Annotated in this window: 12 protein-coding genes and 1 tRNA gene; 4 read left to right on the forward strand and 9 right to left on the reverse strand. The window is 63.5% G+C overall.

The window, feature by feature from the left end; genetic code table 11:
• Positions 1–25: 25 nt before the first annotated feature.
• Both gltB and KCN53_RS03495 read right to left on the reverse strand, forming a co-directional pair.
• Positions 26–4,546, reverse strand: coding sequence for a glutamate synthase large subunit (gene gltB / locus KCN53_RS03490; RefSeq protein ID WP_088711420.1), 4,521 nt, complete (start codon positions 4,544–4,546; stop codon positions 26–28).
• Positions 4,547–4,610: 64 nt separating this feature from the next.
• A complete protein-coding gene (locus tag KCN53_RS03495; RefSeq protein WP_088713319.1) occupies positions 4,611–6,068 on the reverse strand; it encodes an NAD(P)-dependent oxidoreductase in 1,458 nt (485 codons plus the stop codon).
• 239 nt (positions 6,069–6,307) lie between these two features.
• Here KCN53_RS03495 and KCN53_RS03500 point away from each other — a divergent pair, with 239 nt between their 5' ends.
• Complete coding sequence (locus KCN53_RS03500) at positions 6,308–7,105, forward strand: undecaprenyl-diphosphate phosphatase (RefSeq protein ID WP_088711419.1); 798 nt, start codon at positions 6,308–6,310, stop codon at positions 7,103–7,105.
• A 28-nt stretch (positions 7,106–7,133) separates the two neighbouring features.
• On the opposite strand, the gene KCN53_RS03505 is transcribed toward KCN53_RS03500, so the two are convergent.
• Positions 7,134–8,066, reverse strand: a complete 933-nt coding sequence (locus KCN53_RS03505) for a complex I NDUFA9 subunit family protein (protein ID WP_088711418.1) — start codon at positions 8,064–8,066, stop codon at positions 7,134–7,136.
• A 144-nt stretch (positions 8,067–8,210) separates the two neighbouring features.
• Here KCN53_RS03505 and KCN53_RS03510 point away from each other — a divergent pair.
• Both KCN53_RS03510 and KCN53_RS03515 read left to right on the forward strand, forming a co-directional pair.
• Positions 8,211–8,297: transfer RNA gene (locus KCN53_RS03510), tRNA-Leu, on the forward strand.
• Positions 8,298–8,388: 91 nt separating this feature from the next.
• Positions 8,389–9,606, forward strand: coding sequence for a DUF6538 domain-containing protein (locus KCN53_RS03515; protein ID WP_088711417.1), 1,218 nt, complete (start codon positions 8,389–8,391; stop codon positions 9,604–9,606).
• Positions 9,607–10,084: 478 nt separating this feature from the next.
• On the opposite strand, the gene KCN53_RS03520 is transcribed toward KCN53_RS03515, so the two are convergent.
• A complete protein-coding gene (locus KCN53_RS03520; protein ID WP_088711416.1) occupies positions 10,085–10,744 on the reverse strand; it encodes a recombinase family protein in 660 nt (219 codons plus the stop codon).
• Between the two features lie 572 nt (positions 10,745–11,316).
• On the opposite strand from KCN53_RS03520, the gene KCN53_RS03525 reads away from it, so the two are divergent.
• Positions 11,317–11,967: a GntR family transcriptional regulator gene (locus KCN53_RS03525; protein ID WP_088711415.1), complete on the forward strand. Its 651-nt coding sequence runs from the start codon at positions 11,317–11,319 to the stop codon at positions 11,965–11,967.
• Between the two features lie 164 nt (positions 11,968–12,131).
• Here the strand turns inward: KCN53_RS03525 and KCN53_RS03530 are convergent, their stop codons facing one another.
• The 5 genes from KCN53_RS03530 to KCN53_RS03550 all read right to left on the reverse strand — a co-directional run bounded on the left by KCN53_RS03530 (position 12,132) and on the right by KCN53_RS03550 (position 19,667).
• Positions 12,132–13,820: an amidohydrolase family protein gene (locus KCN53_RS03530; protein ID WP_224199329.1), complete on the reverse strand. Its 1,689-nt coding sequence runs from the start codon at positions 13,818–13,820 to the stop codon at positions 12,132–12,134.
• 105 nt (positions 13,821–13,925) lie between these two features.
• Complete coding sequence (locus KCN53_RS03535; RefSeq protein WP_088711413.1) at positions 13,926–15,500, reverse strand: aldehyde dehydrogenase (NADP(+)); 1,575 nt, start codon at positions 15,498–15,500, stop codon at positions 13,926–13,928.
• A gap of 120 nt (positions 15,501–15,620) precedes the next feature.
• Positions 15,621–17,270, reverse strand: a complete 1,650-nt coding sequence (locus tag KCN53_RS03540; protein WP_088711412.1) for an amidohydrolase family protein — start codon at positions 17,268–17,270, stop codon at positions 15,621–15,623.
• A gap of 41 nt (positions 17,271–17,311) precedes the next feature.
• Positions 17,312–17,827, reverse strand: a complete 516-nt coding sequence (locus tag KCN53_RS03545) for a YybH family protein (RefSeq protein WP_088713318.1) — start codon at positions 17,825–17,827, stop codon at positions 17,312–17,314.
• A gap of 31 nt (positions 17,828–17,858) precedes the next feature.
• Positions 17,859–19,667 (reverse strand): DUF885 domain-containing protein, encoded by a 1,809-nt coding sequence (locus tag KCN53_RS03550; protein ID WP_224199332.1) that lies wholly within the window; start codon positions 19,665–19,667, stop codon positions 17,859–17,861.
• Between the last annotated feature and the right edge of the window lie 32 nt (positions 19,668–19,699).

The raw sequence follows: 19,699 nt of genomic DNA on the forward strand, positions 1-19,699 counted from the left end.
GACAAACCTGGCTTACAAGGCAGGCTTACTCGGCGGCGCTGATCTCCGGCTCGTCCGATAGCGGCATGTCGAGGTGCGGCAGCGTCTCTTTCGGCACGACCTGTACGAAGTTCGCCAGCTTGTCCTGCCAGTCCTCGAGAATGCTGCGCGCCCAGGCGCTTTCGGTGCGTGCGGCATAATCCTCGATCACGCCGCGCAGGACGCCTTCCCAATGCGCGGTCTCGATGCCTTGCCAAACCAGGCTTTCGGAATTGACCCGGGCATTGAACTCGCCGGTCTCGTCATAGACGAACGCCATGCCGCCGGTCATGCCGGCACCGAAATTGTCTCCTACCTTGCCGAGGATGACGGCGAGTCCCCCGGTCATATATTCGCAGCCATTGGCCCCGCAGCCTTCGACGACGACCGTCGCGCCCGAATTGCGGACGGCGAAGCGTTCGCCGGCCTTGCCGGCGGCATAGAGCGTTCCGGCCGTTGCGCCGTAGAGAACGGTATTGCCGATGATCACATTCTCGTTCGTCTTCAGGGGCGAAGAAATAAGCGGGCGCACGATGATCTCGCCGCCCGACAGGCCCTTGCCGACATAGTCATTGGCATCGCCCAGCACTTCGATGGTCAGGCCCTGCACCGCGAAGGCGCCCAGCGACTGGCCGGCCGATCCGCGCAGGCGCACATGGACATGGCCGGGGGCGAGCCCGCGCATGCCGAACGCCTTGACGATGTGGTGCGACAGGCGTGTGCCGACGGCGCGGTGCGTGTTCCTGACCGCATAGGTCAGCTGCATCTTTTCCCCGCGCTCGAACACCGGCGCGGCGTCCTTCACCATCTCCGCGTCCAGCGTGTCGGGAACTTCGTTGCGGAACCCGTTGATGGCGAACCGATTGCCGCCATCGGGCGAACCGGGCTTGGCGAGGATCGGGTTGAGATCGAGATCGTCGAGATGCTCCGCGCCGCGGCTGACCTGCGACAGCAGTTCGGTGCGACCGATGATCTCGTCGAGCGACCGCACACCCAGCGACGCGAGGATTTCGCGCACCTCCTCGGCCATGAAGCTGATCAGGTTGATGACCTTTTCCGGGCTGCCGGTAAACTTCTGGCGCAGTGCCTCGTCCTGCGTGCAGACGCCCACCGGACAGGTGTTCGAATGGCATTGCCGGACCATGATGCAGCCCATGGCGACCAGGCTCAGCGTTCCGATGCCGAACTCTTCGGCGCCCAGGATGGCGGCGATGACGATATCGCGCCCCGTCTTTAGACCGCCGTCGGTGCGCAGCTTCACGCGGCTTCTGAGGCCGTTCAGCGAGAGCACCTGGTTCACTTCGGACAGCCCCATTTCCCATGGGGTGCCGGCATATTTGATGCTCGTCTGCGGGCTCGCGCCGGTGCCGCCGGTATGTCCGGCGATCAGGATGGTGTCGGCATGCGCCTTGGCGACGCCCGCGGCCACCGTGCCGATACCGGCCTCCGAGACCAGCTTCACGCAGACGCGCGCATTCGGATTGATCTGCTTCAGGTCGTAGATCAGCTGCGCAAGGTCCTCGATCGAATAGATGTCGTGGTGCGGCGGCGGGCTGATCAGCGTCACCCCGGGGGTCGAGTGGCGCAGCTTCGCGATCAGCTTGGTGACCTTGAAGCCGGGAAGCTGGCCGCCTTCGCCGGGTTTCGCGCCCTGTGCGACCTTGATCTCGATTTCCTGGCAGGCGTTCAGATACTCCGCCGTGACGCCGAAGCGGCCCGAGGCGATCTGCTTGATGACAGAATTGGCGTTGTCGCCATTCTCATAGGGTGTGTAGCGCCGCACATCCTCGCCGCCTTCGCCCGATACCGCCTTGGCGCCGATGCGGTTCATCGCGATGGCGAGCGTTTCGTGCGCCTCCGGTGACAACGCGCCCATCGACATGCCCGGCGTCAGGAAACGTTTGCGGATTTCGGAGATGGATTCCACCTCGTCGATCGGAATCGGATCCTGCGGCGTGAAATCCAACAGGTCGCGCAGGTAGATGGGCGGCAGGTCCGCGCAGCCGCGGCTGAACTGCAAATATTGCGTGTAGCTGCCGCTCGCGACCGCCTTCTGCAGGAGGTGGATCAGATTGCCCTGAAAGGCATGCGGTTCGCCGCCCGAGCGGTAGCGGTAGAGCCCGCCGACCGGCAGCGCGGTGACGTCCTCATCGAAGGCGAGCATGTGCCGGTCGATGGCCGAAACCTGAAGCGAGTTGAATCCCTCGCCGGAAATCTTCGCCGGCATGCCGGGGAAGAACTCGTTCACCAGCGCGCGGGAGATGCCCACCGCCTCGAAATTATAGCCACCGCGGTAGGAGGAGATGATGGAAATGCCCATCTTCGACATGATCTTCAGCAGGCCGCCGTCGATCGCCTGCTTGAACCTCTGCATCGCCTCTTCGAAGCTGATGTCGCCGAACAGGCCCTTCTCGTGCCGCTGCTTGATCGCTTCCTGCGCCAGATAGGCGTTTACCGTCGTCGTCCCCACCCCGATCAGAACGGCGAAATAATGCGTGTCCAGGCACTCCGCCGAGCGCACGTTGATCGAGGCGAAGGAACGCAGGCCTTTCTTCACGAGGTGCGTGTGCACGGCCGCTGCGGCCAGGATCATCGTGATGCCCTGGCGCGTGGGCCCGATATGCTCGTCGGTCAGGAACAGCTGCGCGCGGCCCTGGCGCACGGCGCGCTCGGCCTCTTCCTGAACGCGTGAAACGGCCAGGCGCAGACCGTTTTCCTCGCCGACTTCGAAGGTACAGTCGATCTCCGTCGCGGCGTCGCCGAAATGTGCCTTCAGCCGGTTCCAGTCACGGTTGGTGAGCACGGGCGAGCGCGCCACCATGACGTCTTTCTGGTCCGCTTCCTGGTCGAGAACATTGGTGAAATTGGAAAAGCGCGTCTTCAGGCTCATGACCCGCGATTCGCGTAGGGAATCGATCGGCGGGTTGGTGACCTGGCTGAAATTCTGCCGGAAGAAATGGCTGAACACCCGCGGGTTGGGACTGACCACCCCCAGCGGGGTGTCGTCGCCCATCGATCCGATCGCTTCCTTCGCATCTTCGACCATCGGCGACAGGATCAGCTCGATGTCTTCCATCGTCATGCCGGCGGCAACGAGACGGCGGCGCACATCGTCCGTCTCATAGGCCGCGGGCGGCTCGGGCTGCTCCGCGCCGGGCATGTTTTCGAACAGCGTGAAGTTCGCGATCAGCGACGCATAGTCCTTTGCGTCCGCGACCAGGTCCTTCACCTCCTGATCGTGCAGCAGAAGCTGCTCGTCCAGGTCGACGGCAATCATCTGGCCGGGGCCGAGCGCGCCCTTCTCGACGACGTTCGCTTCGGCGACGGGCACCATTCCCGTCTCGGAGCCGACGAGCAGCAGATTGTCGCCGGTAATGGTGTAGCGCATCGGCCGCAGCGCGTTGCGGTCGACGCCCGCAACCATCCAGCGCCCGTCGGTCATGGCGAGCGCGGCCGGCCCATCCCACGGCTCCATGACCGAGGCGAAAAAGGCGTACATGGCCCGGTGATTGTCGGGAAGCGTCGAGTCTTTCGACCAGGCCTCCGGGATCATCATCAGTTTCGCCATCGGCGCCGAACGGCCCGAGCGCACCAGCACCTCGAAGGTCGCGTCGAGCGCCGCAGTGTCCGAGGCACCCGCCGGGATGACCGGCTTCACTTCCTCCGACAGGTCGCCGAACGCCTCGGCGGCCATCATGATCTCGTGGCTCTTCATCCAGTTCTTGTTGCCGCGCACGGTGTTGATCTCGCCATTATGGGCAAGCGTGCGGAAGGGCTGAGCCAGCCACCATTCGGGGAAGGTGTTGGTGGAGTAGCGCTGATGGAAAATGGCGAACCGGCTGACGAAATCCTCGTCCTTCAGGTCCGGATAGAATTCGGCCAGGCTCTCGGCTAGGAACAGGCCCTTGTAGATGATGGACCGCGACGACAGCGAACAGATGTAGAAGTCCTTCACCTGCGCGGCGATGACCTTCTTCTCGATACGCCGGCGGATCAGGTACAGGTCCTTCTCCATCTTCGCCTGGTTGGCGTAGTTCTCGCCCGGGTCGGGACCCTCGATCATGATCTGTTCGATTTCGGGGCGCGTCCGGCGTGCCTTTTCACCGATGACGCCCTGCTCCACCGGCACCTGGCGCCAGCCATAGATGCGGTAACCGAAGGCGATGACTTCGGATTCGACGATCGCGCGGCAGGTTTCCTGGTCGGCGAGATTGGTGCGCGGCAGAAAGATCATGCCGACGGCGAGAAGAGCGTCCTTCTTCGGCTTATGGCCGGTGCGTTCGATATGCTTGTTGAAGAACTGGACCGGCAGCTCGACGTGGATGCCGGCACCGTCGCCCGTTTTCCCGTCCGCATCGACCGCTCCGCGATGCCAGACGGCCTTCAGCGCGTCGATGCCCAGCTGGACGACGCGGCGGCTCGCCACGCCGTCCGTCGCCGCGATCAGGCCGACGCCGCAGGCATCCGACTCGAATTCGGGCCGGTACATCCCCTCGCGGGCAAGGCGTTCGCGTTCGGTTTCGTACATTTCGTCTCTCTTCTAACTGCGCCGGGCTTCGCTGATCGTCTCCCTTCGAGGGAGCAAAGCCTCTCTACGCGGCCACTTTCTCTTCGGCGTCCTTCGCCTGCAGATAGGCGTGCATGCTCGCGGCGACGTCGCGGCCATCGCGGACGGCCCACACGACCAGGCTGGCGCCGCGCACGATGTCGCCGGCCGCGAAGACGCCGTCGAGGCTGGTCATCAGGGTCTTGTGATCGGTCCTCAGCGTTCCCCAGCGCGTGATGCCGAGGTCGGGCACGCCGAACATGGTCGGCAGGTCTTCGGGAGAGAAGCCCAGCGCCATAACGACGATGTCGGCATCCTCGCGAAATTCCTCGCCGCCCGGTTCGGGCTGGCGCCGTCCGTCGGGACCGGGCGGGCCCAGTTTCATCTTCGTGCCGCGCACCGCGCTCACGATCTTCTGGCCGTCTTCGCCCTCCTTGTCCTCGAACGCCGTAGGCGCCGACAACCAGACGAACTCGACGCCTTCTTCCTCGGCGTTCTGCACTTCGCGGGCGGAGCCCGGCATGTTCTCGCGGTCGCGGCGGTACAGGCACTTCACGCTCGTCGCCCCCTGCCGCACCGCCGTGCGGACGCAGTCCATCGCCGTATCGCCGCCGCCGATGACCACCACGCGCTTGCCGTCGGCGTCGAGTTTGCCGGAGTCAAAGGCGGGAACCTCGTCGCCGAAGCCCTTGCGATTGGAGGCGATCAGATAGGTGAGGGCCGGCACGATGCCGCCCGTGCCCACGCCCGGGGCCTGCAGTTCACGGGCCTTGTAGACGCCGGTGGCGACCAGAATGGCGTCATGGGTTTCGCGCAGCTCGTCCATCGTCGCGTCGGTGCCGACATCGAAATTGTAGCGGAACTCGATGCCGCCCTCTTCCAGCCGCTTCAGGCGGCGTCCGACGACATATTTCTCCAGCTTGAAGCCGGGGATGCCGTAGGTCAGCAGTCCGCCGCCCCGATCGTACCGGTCGTAGACGGTGACGGAATAGCCTTTGTTCCGCAGCAGTTCGGCGGCGGTCAGGCCGGCGGGGCCGGCGCCGATGATACCGACAGACCGGTGCGAGCGGTCGCGCACCGGACGGATCGGCTTCACCCAGCCTTCGTCCCACGCCTTGTCGGTGATGAACTTCTCGACCGACCCGATGGTAACGGCGCCGTGTCCCGACTGTTCGATGACGCAATTGCCCTCGCACAGCCGGTCCTGCGGGCAGATGCGTCCGCAGATTTCCGGCATGGTCGAGGTGGACGCCGCCATCTCATAAGCTTCCTGCAGCCGGTCCTCCGCCGTCAGCATCAGCCAGTCGGGGATGTGATTGTGAAGCGGGCAATGCACCTGGCAGAAAGGGACGCCGCACTGGGAACAGCGTGACGCCTGTTCCTCCGCCTTGTCGACGATGAACGGGCGCGAGATTTCGAGAAAATCGTCGTCACGCTCCTCGGCCGGGCGCTTCGTGGGATAGTCCTGCGCGACCTTCGTGAAGGTCAGCATGTCCTTCGGCATTCCAAAAACAACCTGATTGGGGATTTCGAGCGCAACCATAGCGTGGAGGCGGCTGCGAGTCACGTCGTTTCTGGCTAAAAGGTCAGGGTAGGGTAACTAAAGTAGAAGGGAGGATCGCCTTGGCAGCCACCCGGCTCTTCTGCCGATTGTTATTTGTACCGAAACGGTACCGTAGGGAAACGGCTCGGCTTTCCGTCATGTCATGCTAAAGGCCGCACGGTTCCTTCCGCGGAGTGCGCATGTCGTTCCTACAGTTGCTGCTCATCGCCGTCGTTCAGGGCGTGACCGAGTTCCTGCCGATCAGTTCGTCCGGCCATCTGATCCTGATTCCGAAGCTGACCGATCTCCCCGACCAGGGGCCGTTGATCGATGTCGCGGTTCATGTGGGGACGCTCGCTGCCATTATCGTCTATTTCTGGCGCGACGCCTGGGGTCTGGCGCGCGGAGGCTTTGCGAGCGTGGGTATCGGCACGGCCCCGGCAGAGCGGCGCCTGTTCTGGTACATCGCCGCGGGCACGGTACCTGCCGTCATTCTCGGCCTGTTCCTGAAAACGGGCGGCTATCTGGAGGGCTTCCGGTCGACAACCCTCGTGGCGGTGAACCTCATCATCTACGGCGTTCTCCTCGGCATCGCCGACCGGGTGGGACGCCAGGAAAAGAGCTTCGAGGATCTCAGCCTGAAGGACGCTGTCATCGTCGGGCTTGCTCAGGCCCTTGCCCTTATTCCCGGCACCAGCCGCTCGGGCGTCACCATGACCGCGGCGCGCTTCCTGGGCTACACCCGGGTCGAATCGGCGCGCTTCAGCTTCCTCCTGTCGATCCCGGCAATTGCCGGAGCGGGTCTTCTGGCGGTTCTCGATCTTGCGGAGGCGACGGCTGCGATGCAGCGCGACGCCCTCATCGCCGGCGCGCTGACCTTCGTCGCGGCGATCCTCACCATGGTGTTCCTGATGAACTTCCTGAAACGCGCTTCGATGACCGTCTTCGTCGTCTACCGCGTCGCGATGGGCGCTGCGCTTCTGATCTTTTTCACCTGAACCGGTACGGAGCTCGGTCCCGACCGGATCAGCCCTCGCTCAGTTTCGTGAAGCGTCCGTGGCGACGATAGTGGACCATCCAGTTCGGGGCCACGGCCTGCATCGGCGTAGGTGAGATGCCGAATGCCGAAAGGCCGTTTTCCCCGCTGACGACATTCGGGCTCTGCAGCATTTTCCACTGGTCCTGCGTCATGGGCGCGCCGGGCAGCCAGCCGAACATCTTCACCATGCGTGCGGTCACGGCGTCGGGAACCTCGATGAAGCGCTCGTCCTGTCCGGTCGTTCGCGCGATCCAGTGCAGCAGCTCGCGCATCGTGACCACATTGGGTCCGCCCAGCTCATAGATCTTGCCGCCATGGGCGGCGGGATCCAGCGCAGCTTTGGCAACGGCTTCCGCCAGGTCGCCGACATAGACGGGCTGGAAACGGGCGTCGCCGGCCACGACGGGCATGACGTGCGCGATCTTCATCAGCTTGGCGAAGCGGTTCAGAAACTCGTCCTCGGGCCCGAAGACGATCGAGGGGCGGAGAATCGTCGCGTCGGGGAAAACCTCCCGCACCGCCGCTTCGCCCTCGCCCTTCGTGCGGGCATAGTCCGCCTCCGCCTCGGGGTCGGCGCCGATGGCGCTGACCTGCACGAAGCTCTTTGCCCCCGCCTCTTTCGCAGCTTCTGCGGCGCGGCGCGCGCCGTCGACATGGACCGCCTCGAACGACTGGCCGCTTTCGTCGAGGATGCCGACCAGGTTCACGACCGCATCGACGCCTTCGCAGGCAGGAGTGGGCGCAGAAAGGGAAGACTTTACGATCGCCATCTGCCCCAAACCCGCCAGCGGCCGCAGGAACTGGGCGCTGTGCGGATCGCGGGTAGCGGCGCGGATGCGCGCATCCGCCTTTGCCAGCTCCTGACAGACATAGCGGCCGATGAAGCCGGCGGCGCCGAAGACGGTTACGAGTTTGGACATGCGGGACCTCTCTGCTGGGCGGGCTGCCGGCGCGAATGGCGAATGGCCCGCCCTAAGCGTGCCGGACCGATATTGACAATAGCGCGAAACGTCCGTACCTGCCCGCTTCCTCTCCCGCCCCGCCGCGACAGTCGGCGGGCGCCGGCCCAGGTGGCGGAATTGGTAGACGCGCTAGCTTCAGGTGCTAGTGTCCGTATGGACGTGGAGGTTCGAGTCCTCTCCTGGGCACCAACCAATTCTACTTGGTTGAAATTCCTCAAACTCATTGTAAAACAAAGCGTTTCCTACAAGCGGCTGTTACGTTTGTAAGGGTTGAAGCGCTATGTGCACCTATCTGCAGAGACACAACGGGGTTTACCGGTTTCGACGTTCGGTGCCGTCTGAACTTCGTCCGTTTATCCGCACGCAATCAGGCAGTGCCCGCCGCGAATGGGTAATCTCGCTTGGGACCAAAGACCGCGAGGAGGCCAAGCGAAGGTTACCCGAGCATACTGTCGAGACTGACCGGCTGATTGATGAGGCGCGGGCGCGTGCCGTCGCCCCGATCTCGGAAGGAGGGTCGCGGGAGTCAGAAGAGCGGGCTGCGCAAGAGATGTTGGAGCGCGAGCGGCAGCTGCGACATGAAAAGCGAAAGGAGCTTCGCACGGGGCTTCGGATGAGGATGGCTTTGTCTACCGCAGAATTGACGCCAGAGGAGGCTGCACATCGGGACCTTCTTCGCGAAAGAGACGCTGACATTTCCGCGCTGAAGGCAGCCATTGAGGCGCAATCTGCCATAATTGAGAAGCTTAAGGCATCGAGCGGCTATGGCTCGATAGTTGAGGCGCCCCATGCTTCGGCGGCTCTGTCGATCCGATCCCTCTTTGAAGAATACGCGGTGGCAGCGAAGCCTCGCCCTCAAACCGTAAAGTCCTTTCGAGCGTACGTCGAAACATTCTGCGAGTTCATCGGCCATGACGATGCGAGACGAATCTCGTCCCTTCACGTTCGCTCGTGGTTGAAAAAACTGGAAAACGAAGGAGGGCGAGGGAGACGCGCGCTCAGCCCTAAAACGGTTCGGGAATCCTACCTTCCAGCGTTGGCGCAAGCGCTGCAGCAGGCAGTAGCGGACGGCAGGCTAGAAAAGAATCCCGCAAAGGACCTCGCCCTTCCGCGCGTTCGGAAACCGGTTCAGGTGAGGGAACGAGAGTTCAGGCCGGAGGAGACTACCGCTCTGCTCGGCGCAAGCCTCAAAATGGGCGACCCGGACCCCGCTGACCATACGAGCTTTGCGCGTCGATGGGTTCCATGGCTTTGCGCCTATACCGGGGCCAGGGTCAGCGAGATGCTACAGCTTCGCAAAGAGGACGTGATGACCGAAGGGACCGTAGCGGCGCTGCACATCACTCCCGCAGCGGGGAGCACTAAGACAGACAAACCTCGCAAGGTTCCCATTCACGAACATTTGTTAGCGCAGGGCTTTCTCGAAGCGGTTGCGAAGGCAGATGAGGGGCCGTTGTTCTTCAGTTCGTCCAGGAGCCTCAATTCTCGGCCATCCTAGACGGTATCAATTCAGACAATGAGGTAGAAATTCGGGGGCAGCGTTCTCCGCTACGCGCGCCTGATCACCTTCTTATTTTCGTCGCACCGGCTACATCTCCCCCTGCTTCTGAATGAAATCGCCGGTGGTGGCGAGCGCAGAGGTAATCTGTGCGGGATGCGCTCCATGATTGATCCAGTTTAGGCCCTCGCCAATGCACCGGTTGAGCTTGCCATCTTCGACTTGCTGACGTCGCCCGAGCCGAAGCTATCGAAGGCTCAGGAGCAGGAGGTTAAGCGGGTAGCTTGCCAGTTGCTTCGGAAGTTGCAGAAGCTTGTGGCAGCCGTTGATTGGCTGAATGGCCAGCAAACGAGGGGAGCAGTTTGGACGCAAATCAGGCAGGGGCTTAACGAGCTCCCTGAAGAACCGTATCCGCAAGCGCTATGGGACGAGAAAGTCGACAACGTCTGGCAATTCGTGATGCGGCGCTATGGAGAGGTCAAATCTCCAATCGTTTGAGAGCGCGGTGCACATTGGTGGCATGCCAGTTTCCTGCTCCGGGCGATACGACGCCCAGCTCGTTCAAACGTGAAGCCATTTGACGAATACTCAGCCCTTCCTTTCTCATGTCTTCAAAGTGATGTGCAACGGGCTGCAAGCTCTGGAATGCCAATTCCTTGTTGCGTTTCGCAAGTGCTGGTCCGTTCTTTCCGAGTTTCGCCCCTCTTGCCTTTGCGGCCGCAAGAGCCTGCTTGGTGCGCCGCGAGATAACCTCTGCTTCCTTTTCAGCCAGGGCTGCGAACAAGTGAAGTTGGAACCGGTCCGCGTTCGGCATGTCAGCCACCGCGAAGTCCACTCCAGTTTCCATGAGCCCTGAGATAAAGTGAACGTTCCGTGCGAGCCGGTCCAGCTTTGCTAAGACGAGCTTCGACTTGGTTCTCTTGGCCTCACCCAGCGCGGCCAAAAGCTCGGGTCGCCGCGCGAGCGCGTTTGATCCTTTTCCAGTCTCCACTTCGACGAACTCATCTACAAGGCGAAGCCCTGACACGCTGGCGTATTGGCGCACAGCTTCCCTTTGCGCTTCGAGGCCTAGGCCGCTCCGTCCCTGTCGATCAGTCGACACGCGGAGATAGGAAATTGCCAAAGCGTCAGTTTTCATTGACCAGCCCGTTCACACATATACCAACGTATACCTGTGTACAGTCGCGCCGGTTCAGGTCAATGTCCTGTCGGAAACGCCGCTGTGGGGGGCGAGGGGGGAGTACGCCAAACTTCCGGTTGGAGGGCTACCGCGTGTGAATACGCTGATTTCCGATCCTGAAGTGCGGCTGCGATTGCGCCTGTTACAACAGCCTGTTACAGAGGTGTTTCCGCCGCTACGGCAACCCTTTGTTTTTATATGAGGTTTGATCGCGCAGGGTTAGTCCTCTCCTGGGCACCAACAACTCTTCCCAAATTCTGCCGTTCTCCTAAGAATGGAACCGGAGGAGTAACGGGGCGTATCCTGTCGTCGGCGCTGCGACCGGGCGATGGGCTACACCGCCGCATTCGCAACCCGGGACGAGCGTGCGAGCCTGCTCTTGGGAAAGGGGTCCACCGGAAAAGGGGCTCCACCGAACAGCCAGCGGGCAACTGGCAGCCATCCGCAGGCGGGCGTCGCCACCGGGGCGGCGCGATAGGAATGCCCACAGGATCGCGCGGCAGGGCGCCGCATTGGGGTAGGCATCACACATGAGTCTCGTTGTCAGGAACCTCTCAGACCAGCTTATCGAGCTGGTGCGCGACCGCATCCTTTCGGGGCGCGTGCCGACCGATGCGCCCATCCGCCAGGATGCGCTTGCCGCGGAACTCGGGGTCAGCAAAATTCCGCTGCGCGAGGCATTGGCCCGCCTCGAGGAAGAGGGGCTGCTGCGCTCGCAGGCCAATCGCGGCTATTTCGTGCGCACGATGAACTCGGACGAGGCCAAGGAAGTCTTCAACCTGCGTATGAAGATCGAGCCCGACGTCATCGCCCTGGCCGCGCGCAAGGCGACCGAAGAGGATCATCTGCTGGCGCGGCGGATGCTGGACACGCTCTACCAGGTCACCGAGGAAGGCGGCGAAGGCGTCGGCGCCTTCAACAGGGCATTTCATCTGGCGCTGATCCGGCCCTGCGGCCAGACGCTCACCACCAATATCCTGGAGCGTCTCCACATCCTGTCGGAGCGCTACGTTCGCAAGCATCTGGAGCCGCTCGGCCGGGACGAGCAGGCCAATGAAGAGCATAGGAAGATGCTGGATCGCTGGATGGGCCGCGACGAGGAAGGCATTGCGCGCCTCGCGATGCTGCATATCCAGCGGACCATCGACGATCTGACGCTGCAGCTCGACGCCGAGAGCTGACGGCTCGTCAGAAGCATCAGCACAGCTGCGCTCTGCGGGCTTGCCGCCAGACTAGATTAGGCCGGAGTGCTTTGACCAAGGTCAGCGCGCGAACGGCGCCCCGGCCGAAGCCGGGACGCCGCCACGTTACGCAAATTACAAAGATACGCGGGTACTGAACTCTATCAGCGGCGCACGACGCCTTCCTCTGGCAGGCCCATGCGGACCTTTTCGGCACGCACCATGGCCGCCACGTCCGCCAGCAGCTGCTTGGAATCGTACAGGATGCCGTCCTTGATCGTGTAGCTGACACCGCCGACACGCTCGAGTTCCTGCGTTTCTTCGTTCAGGCGCAGGAAGCCCGTGCCATACAGCGTTTTCAGGTTCTGCAGCGGGTTTTCCTTTACGATCACCATGTCGGCGAGCTTGCCGACGCGTACGGTGCCGATCGGCGGGACCGGCTGGCCTTTCGGCTCATAGAGCGTCAGCGCGCCGTTGAGCGTGGCCGCCTGGATCACCTGCGACGGGTTGAAGCCGGCTTCCTGCAGCAGTTCCAGCTCCTGGATATAGCCGAAGCCATAGGGCTGGAAGATGAAGCCGGAGTCGGAGCCGGTCGTGACGCGGCCGCCGATCTTCTTGTAGTCGTTAATCAGGTGCATGAATTTCTGGTAGAAATTCTTCCACTTAACTTCCGTCGCCGTGGTCCAGTCATAGAAATAGGACCCATGGTTGATGCGCGACGACTGATAAAACTGCCACAGCTGCGGCATCGTGTAAGTGTCATGCCAGTCGGCGTTTCTGGCGCGCATCAGGTCGCGGCCCGCCAGGTAGATGGTCATCGTAGGATCGAAGGTGACGTTGTTTTCCTTCTGCTCCTCCAGATAGTCCCACCATTCTTCCGAATCCGCCTCGAAGCTCTCCGCGGCGAGATTGGCGACGTTGCCGAACCGGTCCTGCTCGTCATTATAGTTGTAGTCGACCGGCCAGTCCTGCACCGGGCCATTCTTCAGTAGAGATTCGAAGTGACCGTAATAGTGCGTGACCGAATCGAGCCCCATGCGGCCGGCTTCGAGCGCGTTCAGGCGGCCGACGCCGATCTGCGACAGGTGCGCAACGGTGCCTAGACCCTGCTTTTCGGCTTCGTCGATGATCGCCTCGATCACTTCCGGCGGCTGGTCCTCGTTGTTCGACAGCTTGATGCCGTCGATGCCTTCGCCGGCTGCCCAGCGAACCCAGGCGCGGGCCTTTTCCGGCGTGTTGGTGCGGCCGCCCGTCCAGCCCTCGCCCTGGCCGGGCCGCTGGTAGACGAAGATGCGCGGGGCGACGATTTCGTTGCGCTCGGAGCGGGCCTGTTCGCTCAGCGAGACTTCGAACGGCGCAAGGTCGACACCCCGTACCGTGGTCACGCCATGGGCAAGCCAGAGCTTGTAGGAATATGACAGGTCGGGCGCTTTGTCGTCGGTCGACCCATGGACGTGCATGTCGACGAATCCGGGAAGCATGAACATGCCGGTCGCGTCGAGCTCATAGTCGAAGTCGCGCGGCTCGCGGCCATCCTTCAGCGGCAGTCCGGGAGTTCCGGCGGGCAGGATGTCGGCGATGGTGTCGCCCTCGATGACGATGTCCACGGGACCGCGGGGCGGGGCGCCCGAGCCGTCGATCAGCGTCACGGCACGCACGACCCATTTGTTGTAAGGACCAAAGCCCTCATTCGGTCCGCGGTCCGGGCCGGCGTCTGCGCCTGCACGCGGCTTCACTGCCTGTACCGGCTCTGCGGGCGCCGACTGACCATACCCGGTTGCCGACGTGGCAAGCAGCGCCGCACTCAGCATCAGTGCCGCTGTGCGGGTAACCGTTTTCGTTCCTCGTTTCATCCCATACCCCCTTCTACGAAAATCCCGGACCTCGTTCGGCCCTTCACCCCAAGGGGTGCCATGAACCCGCCGGGTATACAATATACTTTAGGTTTGAACGGCCTCTCAGGTCCGCTTCGGGTCTCCATCGACATGCCGCGGCACATTCCACGGATTGGCGTTGCGCAGCGGCGGGGGCAACAGGTCGTCAGGGATGTCCTGAAAACAGACCGGCCTCAAGAAGCGCTCGATCGCCAAGGTGCCGACCGAGGTGCTCTGGCCGTCCGAGGTTGCGGGATAGGGACCGCCATGCACCATTGCATCGCAGACCTCGACCCCCGTGGGCCAGCCATTGGCGAGGATGCGTCCCGCCTTCCGCTCGAGCTTCGGAAGCAGCTCTGCAAGGGCCGACTTGTCGTCGTCTTCCAGATGGACCGTCGCGGTCAGCTGGCCTTCCAGTCCTTCGATCATCGCCGCCATCTCGTCCAGGCTGTCGCAGGCGACGACCAGCGACGCCGGTCCGAAGACTTCCGCCCCCAAGGCAGGGTCGGACAGGAAGGCTTTTGCGGTGCAGCTATAAAGCGCCGGCTGCGCGCAGTTCACGCCGCCGGTCTCGGCGCTCCGGCCGACGGCGGTGACGTCTTTGTGCGCGTCGAGCGTCGCGACGCCGCCGCCATAGCTGTCGTGAATTCCCGCCGTCAGCATCGGCGTGGGCGGGGCGCCTTCCAGGGCCTTGGCGGCCGAGGCGAGGAACCGGTCCAGAGCTTCGCCGCGAAGGGCGAGTACGAGGCCAGGATTGGTGCAGAACTGGCCCGACCCCAGCGTCAGCGAGCCGACGAACGCCTCGCCGAGCGCGTCGGCGCGGGCGGCCAGGGCACCGGGAAGAAGAAGTACCGGATTGATGCTGCTCATTTCCGCAAAGACGGGAATCGGCACCGGCCGCGCCGACGCGACGCGCATCAGTGCCAGGCCGCCCGGGCGCGAGCCGGTGAAGCCGACGGCGCGGATATGGGGATCGGACACCAGGGCGGCACCCAGCTCGTTGGAGGGGCCGGGCAGATAGGAGAAGACACCGTCGGGCAGACCGCAGGCCGCGACCGCGGTCCGCAACGCGCGCGCCACCAGCTCGCCGGTACCCGGATGTGCCGGGTGGCCCTTTACCACGACGGGGCAGCCGGCGGCCAGCCCCGACGCGGTGTCGCCGCCTGCGACGGAGAAGGCGAGCGGGAAGTTGCTGGCGCCGAACACCGCAACAGGGCCCACCGCGACATGCCGGCGACGCAGGTCGGCGCGCGGCAGCGGATCGCGGTCCGGCATGGCGGGGTTGATGGCGACGTGCAGCCATTCGCCCTTCTTCAGGTGCGCGGCAAACATGCGCAGCTGTCCGACGGTGCGACCGCGCTCGCCTTCCAGCCGCGCGCGGGGCAGGCCGCTTTCCGCGGTCGAACGCTCGATCAGTTCGTCGCCGAGGGCCATGATCTCGTCGGCCGCGCGCTCGAGGAATGCAGCACGGTCCGGCGGCGCAAGCGCGGAAAAAACGGGAAAGGCCTCGTCGGCCAACTTGCAGGCGCGTGCGACCTGGTCGCCGGTCGCCGCGCAAAAGTCCGGTGACAGGGTCTCCCCCGTCGCCGGATTGACGCCCCGAAACTTGTCCCCCGACTGCTCTTCGCTCGCACCGACGAAGACCGACCCTGAAATCATGAAAATACCTCTTGTCCCGTTGCATGTCTTGCGGCCGGCGCTCCTGGCCGGCCGCGCTACGTATTCTTGGTCGGGCAGTCGGCGGGCGCGGAGTGGCAGCCGCGCCCGCCCTGCCGGATATCAGTCCACCAGGAAGGGCTCGGTGACGATGTCCGGCTGTGCGCCGACTTTCGATTCCTTCACGATCCGCTCGACTTCATCCATGACGGCGGCGTTCTCGATGACGATGCCGTCCTTGATCGTGTGGATGATGCCCTGCGTGCGGTACATGTTGCGATTTTCGTCCATCTTGATCGCGCCGAAGGGGTACAGGTAGCGGAAGTTCTCCACCGGGTTCCCGTCGACGAGGAGAAGGTCGGCGATATAGCCCTCCTGGATCAGGCCGAGCTTCGGTTCCTTGATGGTCTTCGCGCTGTTGAACGTTGCGGCCTGCAGCACCTCGAGCGGATGCATGCCGGTTTCCAGCAGCAGCTGCAGTTCGCGGATGTTGCCGAAACCGCCGGTAGCCCACTGGAAATTATCGTCGGTGCCGAAGGCGACCGTGCCACCGCGATTGTTGAACTCGTAGATCAGGTCGCCCCACAGGCCGTACATGTAGAACCATGCGGCCTCGTCCTGCGACGTCCAGTCATACTGGAAGGCAGCGTGGTTGTCGGGGTTGGGCAGGTGCCAGTCCCACAGTGCCTGGTGCGTATACTTCTCGTGCCAAGGCAGGCCCTGTGCCCGGATAATGTCGCGGTTCGCCTCATAGGTCGCGCGGTTCGGCTGCATGACGACACCGGTTTCCAGCAGGTCGTCGACGACGTCGTTCAGCAGGCGTTCGCGCGTTTCCGGATTGCGGCCGACCTCTTCCCAGACCATTGCCGCCTCGCGAAAGCGCTTGTTCTCGTCGAAGAAGTTGTAGTCCGCCGGATAGTCCTGCACGCGGCGGTCGAGCGCGGATTCGGCATAGCCATAATGGTGGACGATCATCGACACGCCGAGCTGTGCGGCGTCGAGCGCGTGGATCTGCGACGTGCTGGAAGGCTGGACGTGCAGTGCGGTCAGCCCGCCGGCTGCGTCGATCGCCTGCGCCGCAGCCCCGAACAGGTCGCGGTTCCACGCCAGCTGGTTCAGATAGACCTGGCGGACGCCGTTCGAGATCATCTCTTCCGCGATCTGCGGCGCCAGCGAGGTGTCGGCGAGCTGCTCTTCGGTATAGTCCGTCTTGCTGCCCCAGCCGTAAAGCGGGAACAGACGCGGCGCGAGAATGCGGTTCGCCTGCTCGTCGGCCAGCTGGTCGCGCACGCGCTGCTCCTCCGCCGGACCGATGGACGTGACGCCGGTCGCGAGCTGGAGATAATAGATATAGTCGAGCGGCAGCTCATCCTCGCGCAGATGCAGGTGCAGGTTCAGCATGCCGGGCATGACATATTTGCCGTCGCCCTCGATCACGCGGTCGCCGGTCAGCCGGTCAGCCTCTGCATTTTCGGCATAGGGGAAATAGCGCCGCATTTCCTTGATGACGTTGCCGGTGATCAGGATGTCATAGGGTCCGCGCGGCGGGCCGCCATTTCCAGGCACCACCATGACGTTGCGAATCACGAGCCGCTTGTAGGGGCCCTGCGCCAGATTTCCGAACGTCTTCGTTTCGGCTGGATTGGGTTTGAGGGCGACCGGGCCCTTTTGCGCGGCGGCGGGCATTGCCGTTCCGGCCACAGCCAGCGCGAGCGCCGGCAATGCAATTCGCGTCAGCCATCCGGCCGCGCGCGTGAATGATGTACCAGACATAAGTCCCCCTTTTCTCCCGTTCCCGGCCGATCCCTCTCGGCCTAGCTTTCCGTTTCCCCGGATTCTTCGGGCGCCTCCCCGCCTTCCTCCTCGAAGGGCGTTTCGACCGCCGAGACATGATTGAGCGCGATGACCCAGTCGCCGTCCACCTTGCGCATCAGACGTGTGTTGATTCCCCACAGCGGATGTTCCGGCCGGTCGAGGTGGAACTTCGTGATGAGCTGCGCCGCGTCGGGCGCCAGCATCCACACCTCCGGTTCGTAGAAGGTCAACGTGCCGCGTTTTTCGGGATCTCGGCCATAGTCGCGGATGTAATGATCGAGGGTGCCCTGCCAGCCATCCTGGAAGCGTCCCCGCGAGACGAACACGATGTCGGGGTTCAGGAACCCCTGCATATAGCCTTCGTAGTCGCCGACGTTCCAGGCCGCCTGCATGCGATCGCTCACTGCGATGATGGCGGCCTTCTCGGCCTCCTCGTCAAAGCTTGCCGCTTGCGGCGCGGCGCCGTCTCCGTCGTTTACCTCGCCGGCGGCATCGCAGCTCGCGAGCAGGAGCATGGCGGGAAGGAGCGCAGAGAAGCCCCGGCGGCTATGGCGCGACATTGTGCAGGGCCTTCTGGTCCTCGATCCAGCGGCGCATTTCCGCTTCCAGCGTATCGAGCGGTACTGAGCCGAGATTGAGGAGAGTGTCGTGGAACGGCCTCTGGTCGAAGGCCGGGCCCAGTTCTTCCTGCGCTTCGGCGCGGAGACGGCGGATCGTCAATTCGCCGAGCTTGTAGGCAAGGGCCTGTCCCGGCCAGGCGATATACCGGTCGATCTCATTCTCGACATCGGCCTGGGCAAGTGCGGTGTTGGCGAGCAGATAGTCGATCGCCTGCTGCCGGCTCCAGCCATAATGATGGATTCCCGTGTCGATGACGAGGCGCGCGGCGCGCCACATCTCGAAGGTCTGGCGGCCGAACTCTTCATAGGGCGTGTCGTAGACGCCGAGGACTGTCCCCAGCCACTCGCAGTAAAGCCCCCAGCCCTCGCCATAGCCGGAAAAATAGGTCTGTCGGCGAAAGTCGGGCCTGTCGGGAGCTTCCAGCGCCATCGCTGCCTGGTGGCTGTGGCCGGGCACGCACTCGTGCAGGGTCAGCGCGGTCAGGTTGTAGAGCGGCCGCGACGGCAGGTCGTAGGTGTTCATCAGGCAGGATTCGAGCCCGCCGCGTCCGGATGTGTAGATCGGCGCGATCTCGTCCGGCACTGGCAGGATCGTAAAGCGGTAGCGCGGCAGAACCGTGAACAGGTCCTTCAGCTTCCCGTCGACGCGCTTCGCCACATAGGCCGAGAAGGAAAGGAGCTCCTTCGGCGTTTCGGCATAGAATTGCGCATCGGTGCGCAGAAACTCGAGAAATTCGTCGAAGCTGCCCTCGAAGCCTGTCTCCGCAATCGTCCGCTCCATGTCGGCGCGAATGCGGGCCACCTCCTCCAGGCCGATCTGGTGGATCTCCTCGGCCGTCAGGTCGAGCGTCGTATATTCGCGGATCTGCGACTGGTAGAATGCGGGGCCGTCGGGCAGCGATTCCGCCATGATATTGTCGCGCGCATTCGGCATGTATTCCTCGCGCATGAAGGCGAGGAGATTGGTGTAGGCCGGTGCAACCTGCTCGCGCACCACGGTTTCCGCGTCCGCCAGCAGCGCCGCCTGCTGCTCGGGCGGGATCGAAGACGGCATGTTGCGGAAGGTCTTCAGGAACGGGTTGTCGGCGCCTGCGGCGGTGAAGGGTACCATCGTTTCGTCGCGACCGATCGTCGAGACCTTCGGAACAGTGTAGCCGCGCGCGAGACCGGCGCGCATGTTGACGATATTCTCGTCGAAGAAGCGCGGAATGTCGCGCATGCGCCCCAGCAGCTTTTCGTAGTCTTCCACCGCGGACGGCGGCGTGCGCGGATTCAGGCCGCCCCAGAAGAAGGTGTCGCTGTTGAATGGCGCTTCGTAGCGCTTGTAGCGCAGGTTGTTCGCCTCGGCTTCCAGCTTGGTGCGGAAAACGGCGTAGTTGATGCGCTCTTCGGGAGACAGCGCGTCGACATCGATCTCGTCAAGCTTTGCCAGCACGTCGTCCCAATAGGCGAGGCGGCGCGCCTGCGCTTCGGCCGTCACGGAGGGGAAGCGGTCGGAGGCCGTCGACCTGCCGCTCTCGTCGACCTCGCGGGCGAACTCATCCGCGCGCCAGGCCCATTCAGCTTCGTACAGCGCCTTCAGCGCCGCATCTTCGGCCGTCGCGGCGCTCGCGGTTGCCGTGTCCGTGGCCGTGGCTGCGACCGTTTCCGCCGCGGCCTGGGCGAGTGCGGGACTCGCTGCGCTGGCCAGTAAAGCTGCGGCGATGCTGCGCAGAACGGCTTTGCTGAGAGTCACGTTCGATATCCCCTTGCGAATACCCGGCCGAA

Source organism: Pacificimonas aurantium, from assembly GCF_020092905.1.
GTDB lineage: Bacteria > Pseudomonadota > Alphaproteobacteria > Sphingomonadales > Sphingomonadaceae > Pacificimonas > Pacificimonas aurantium.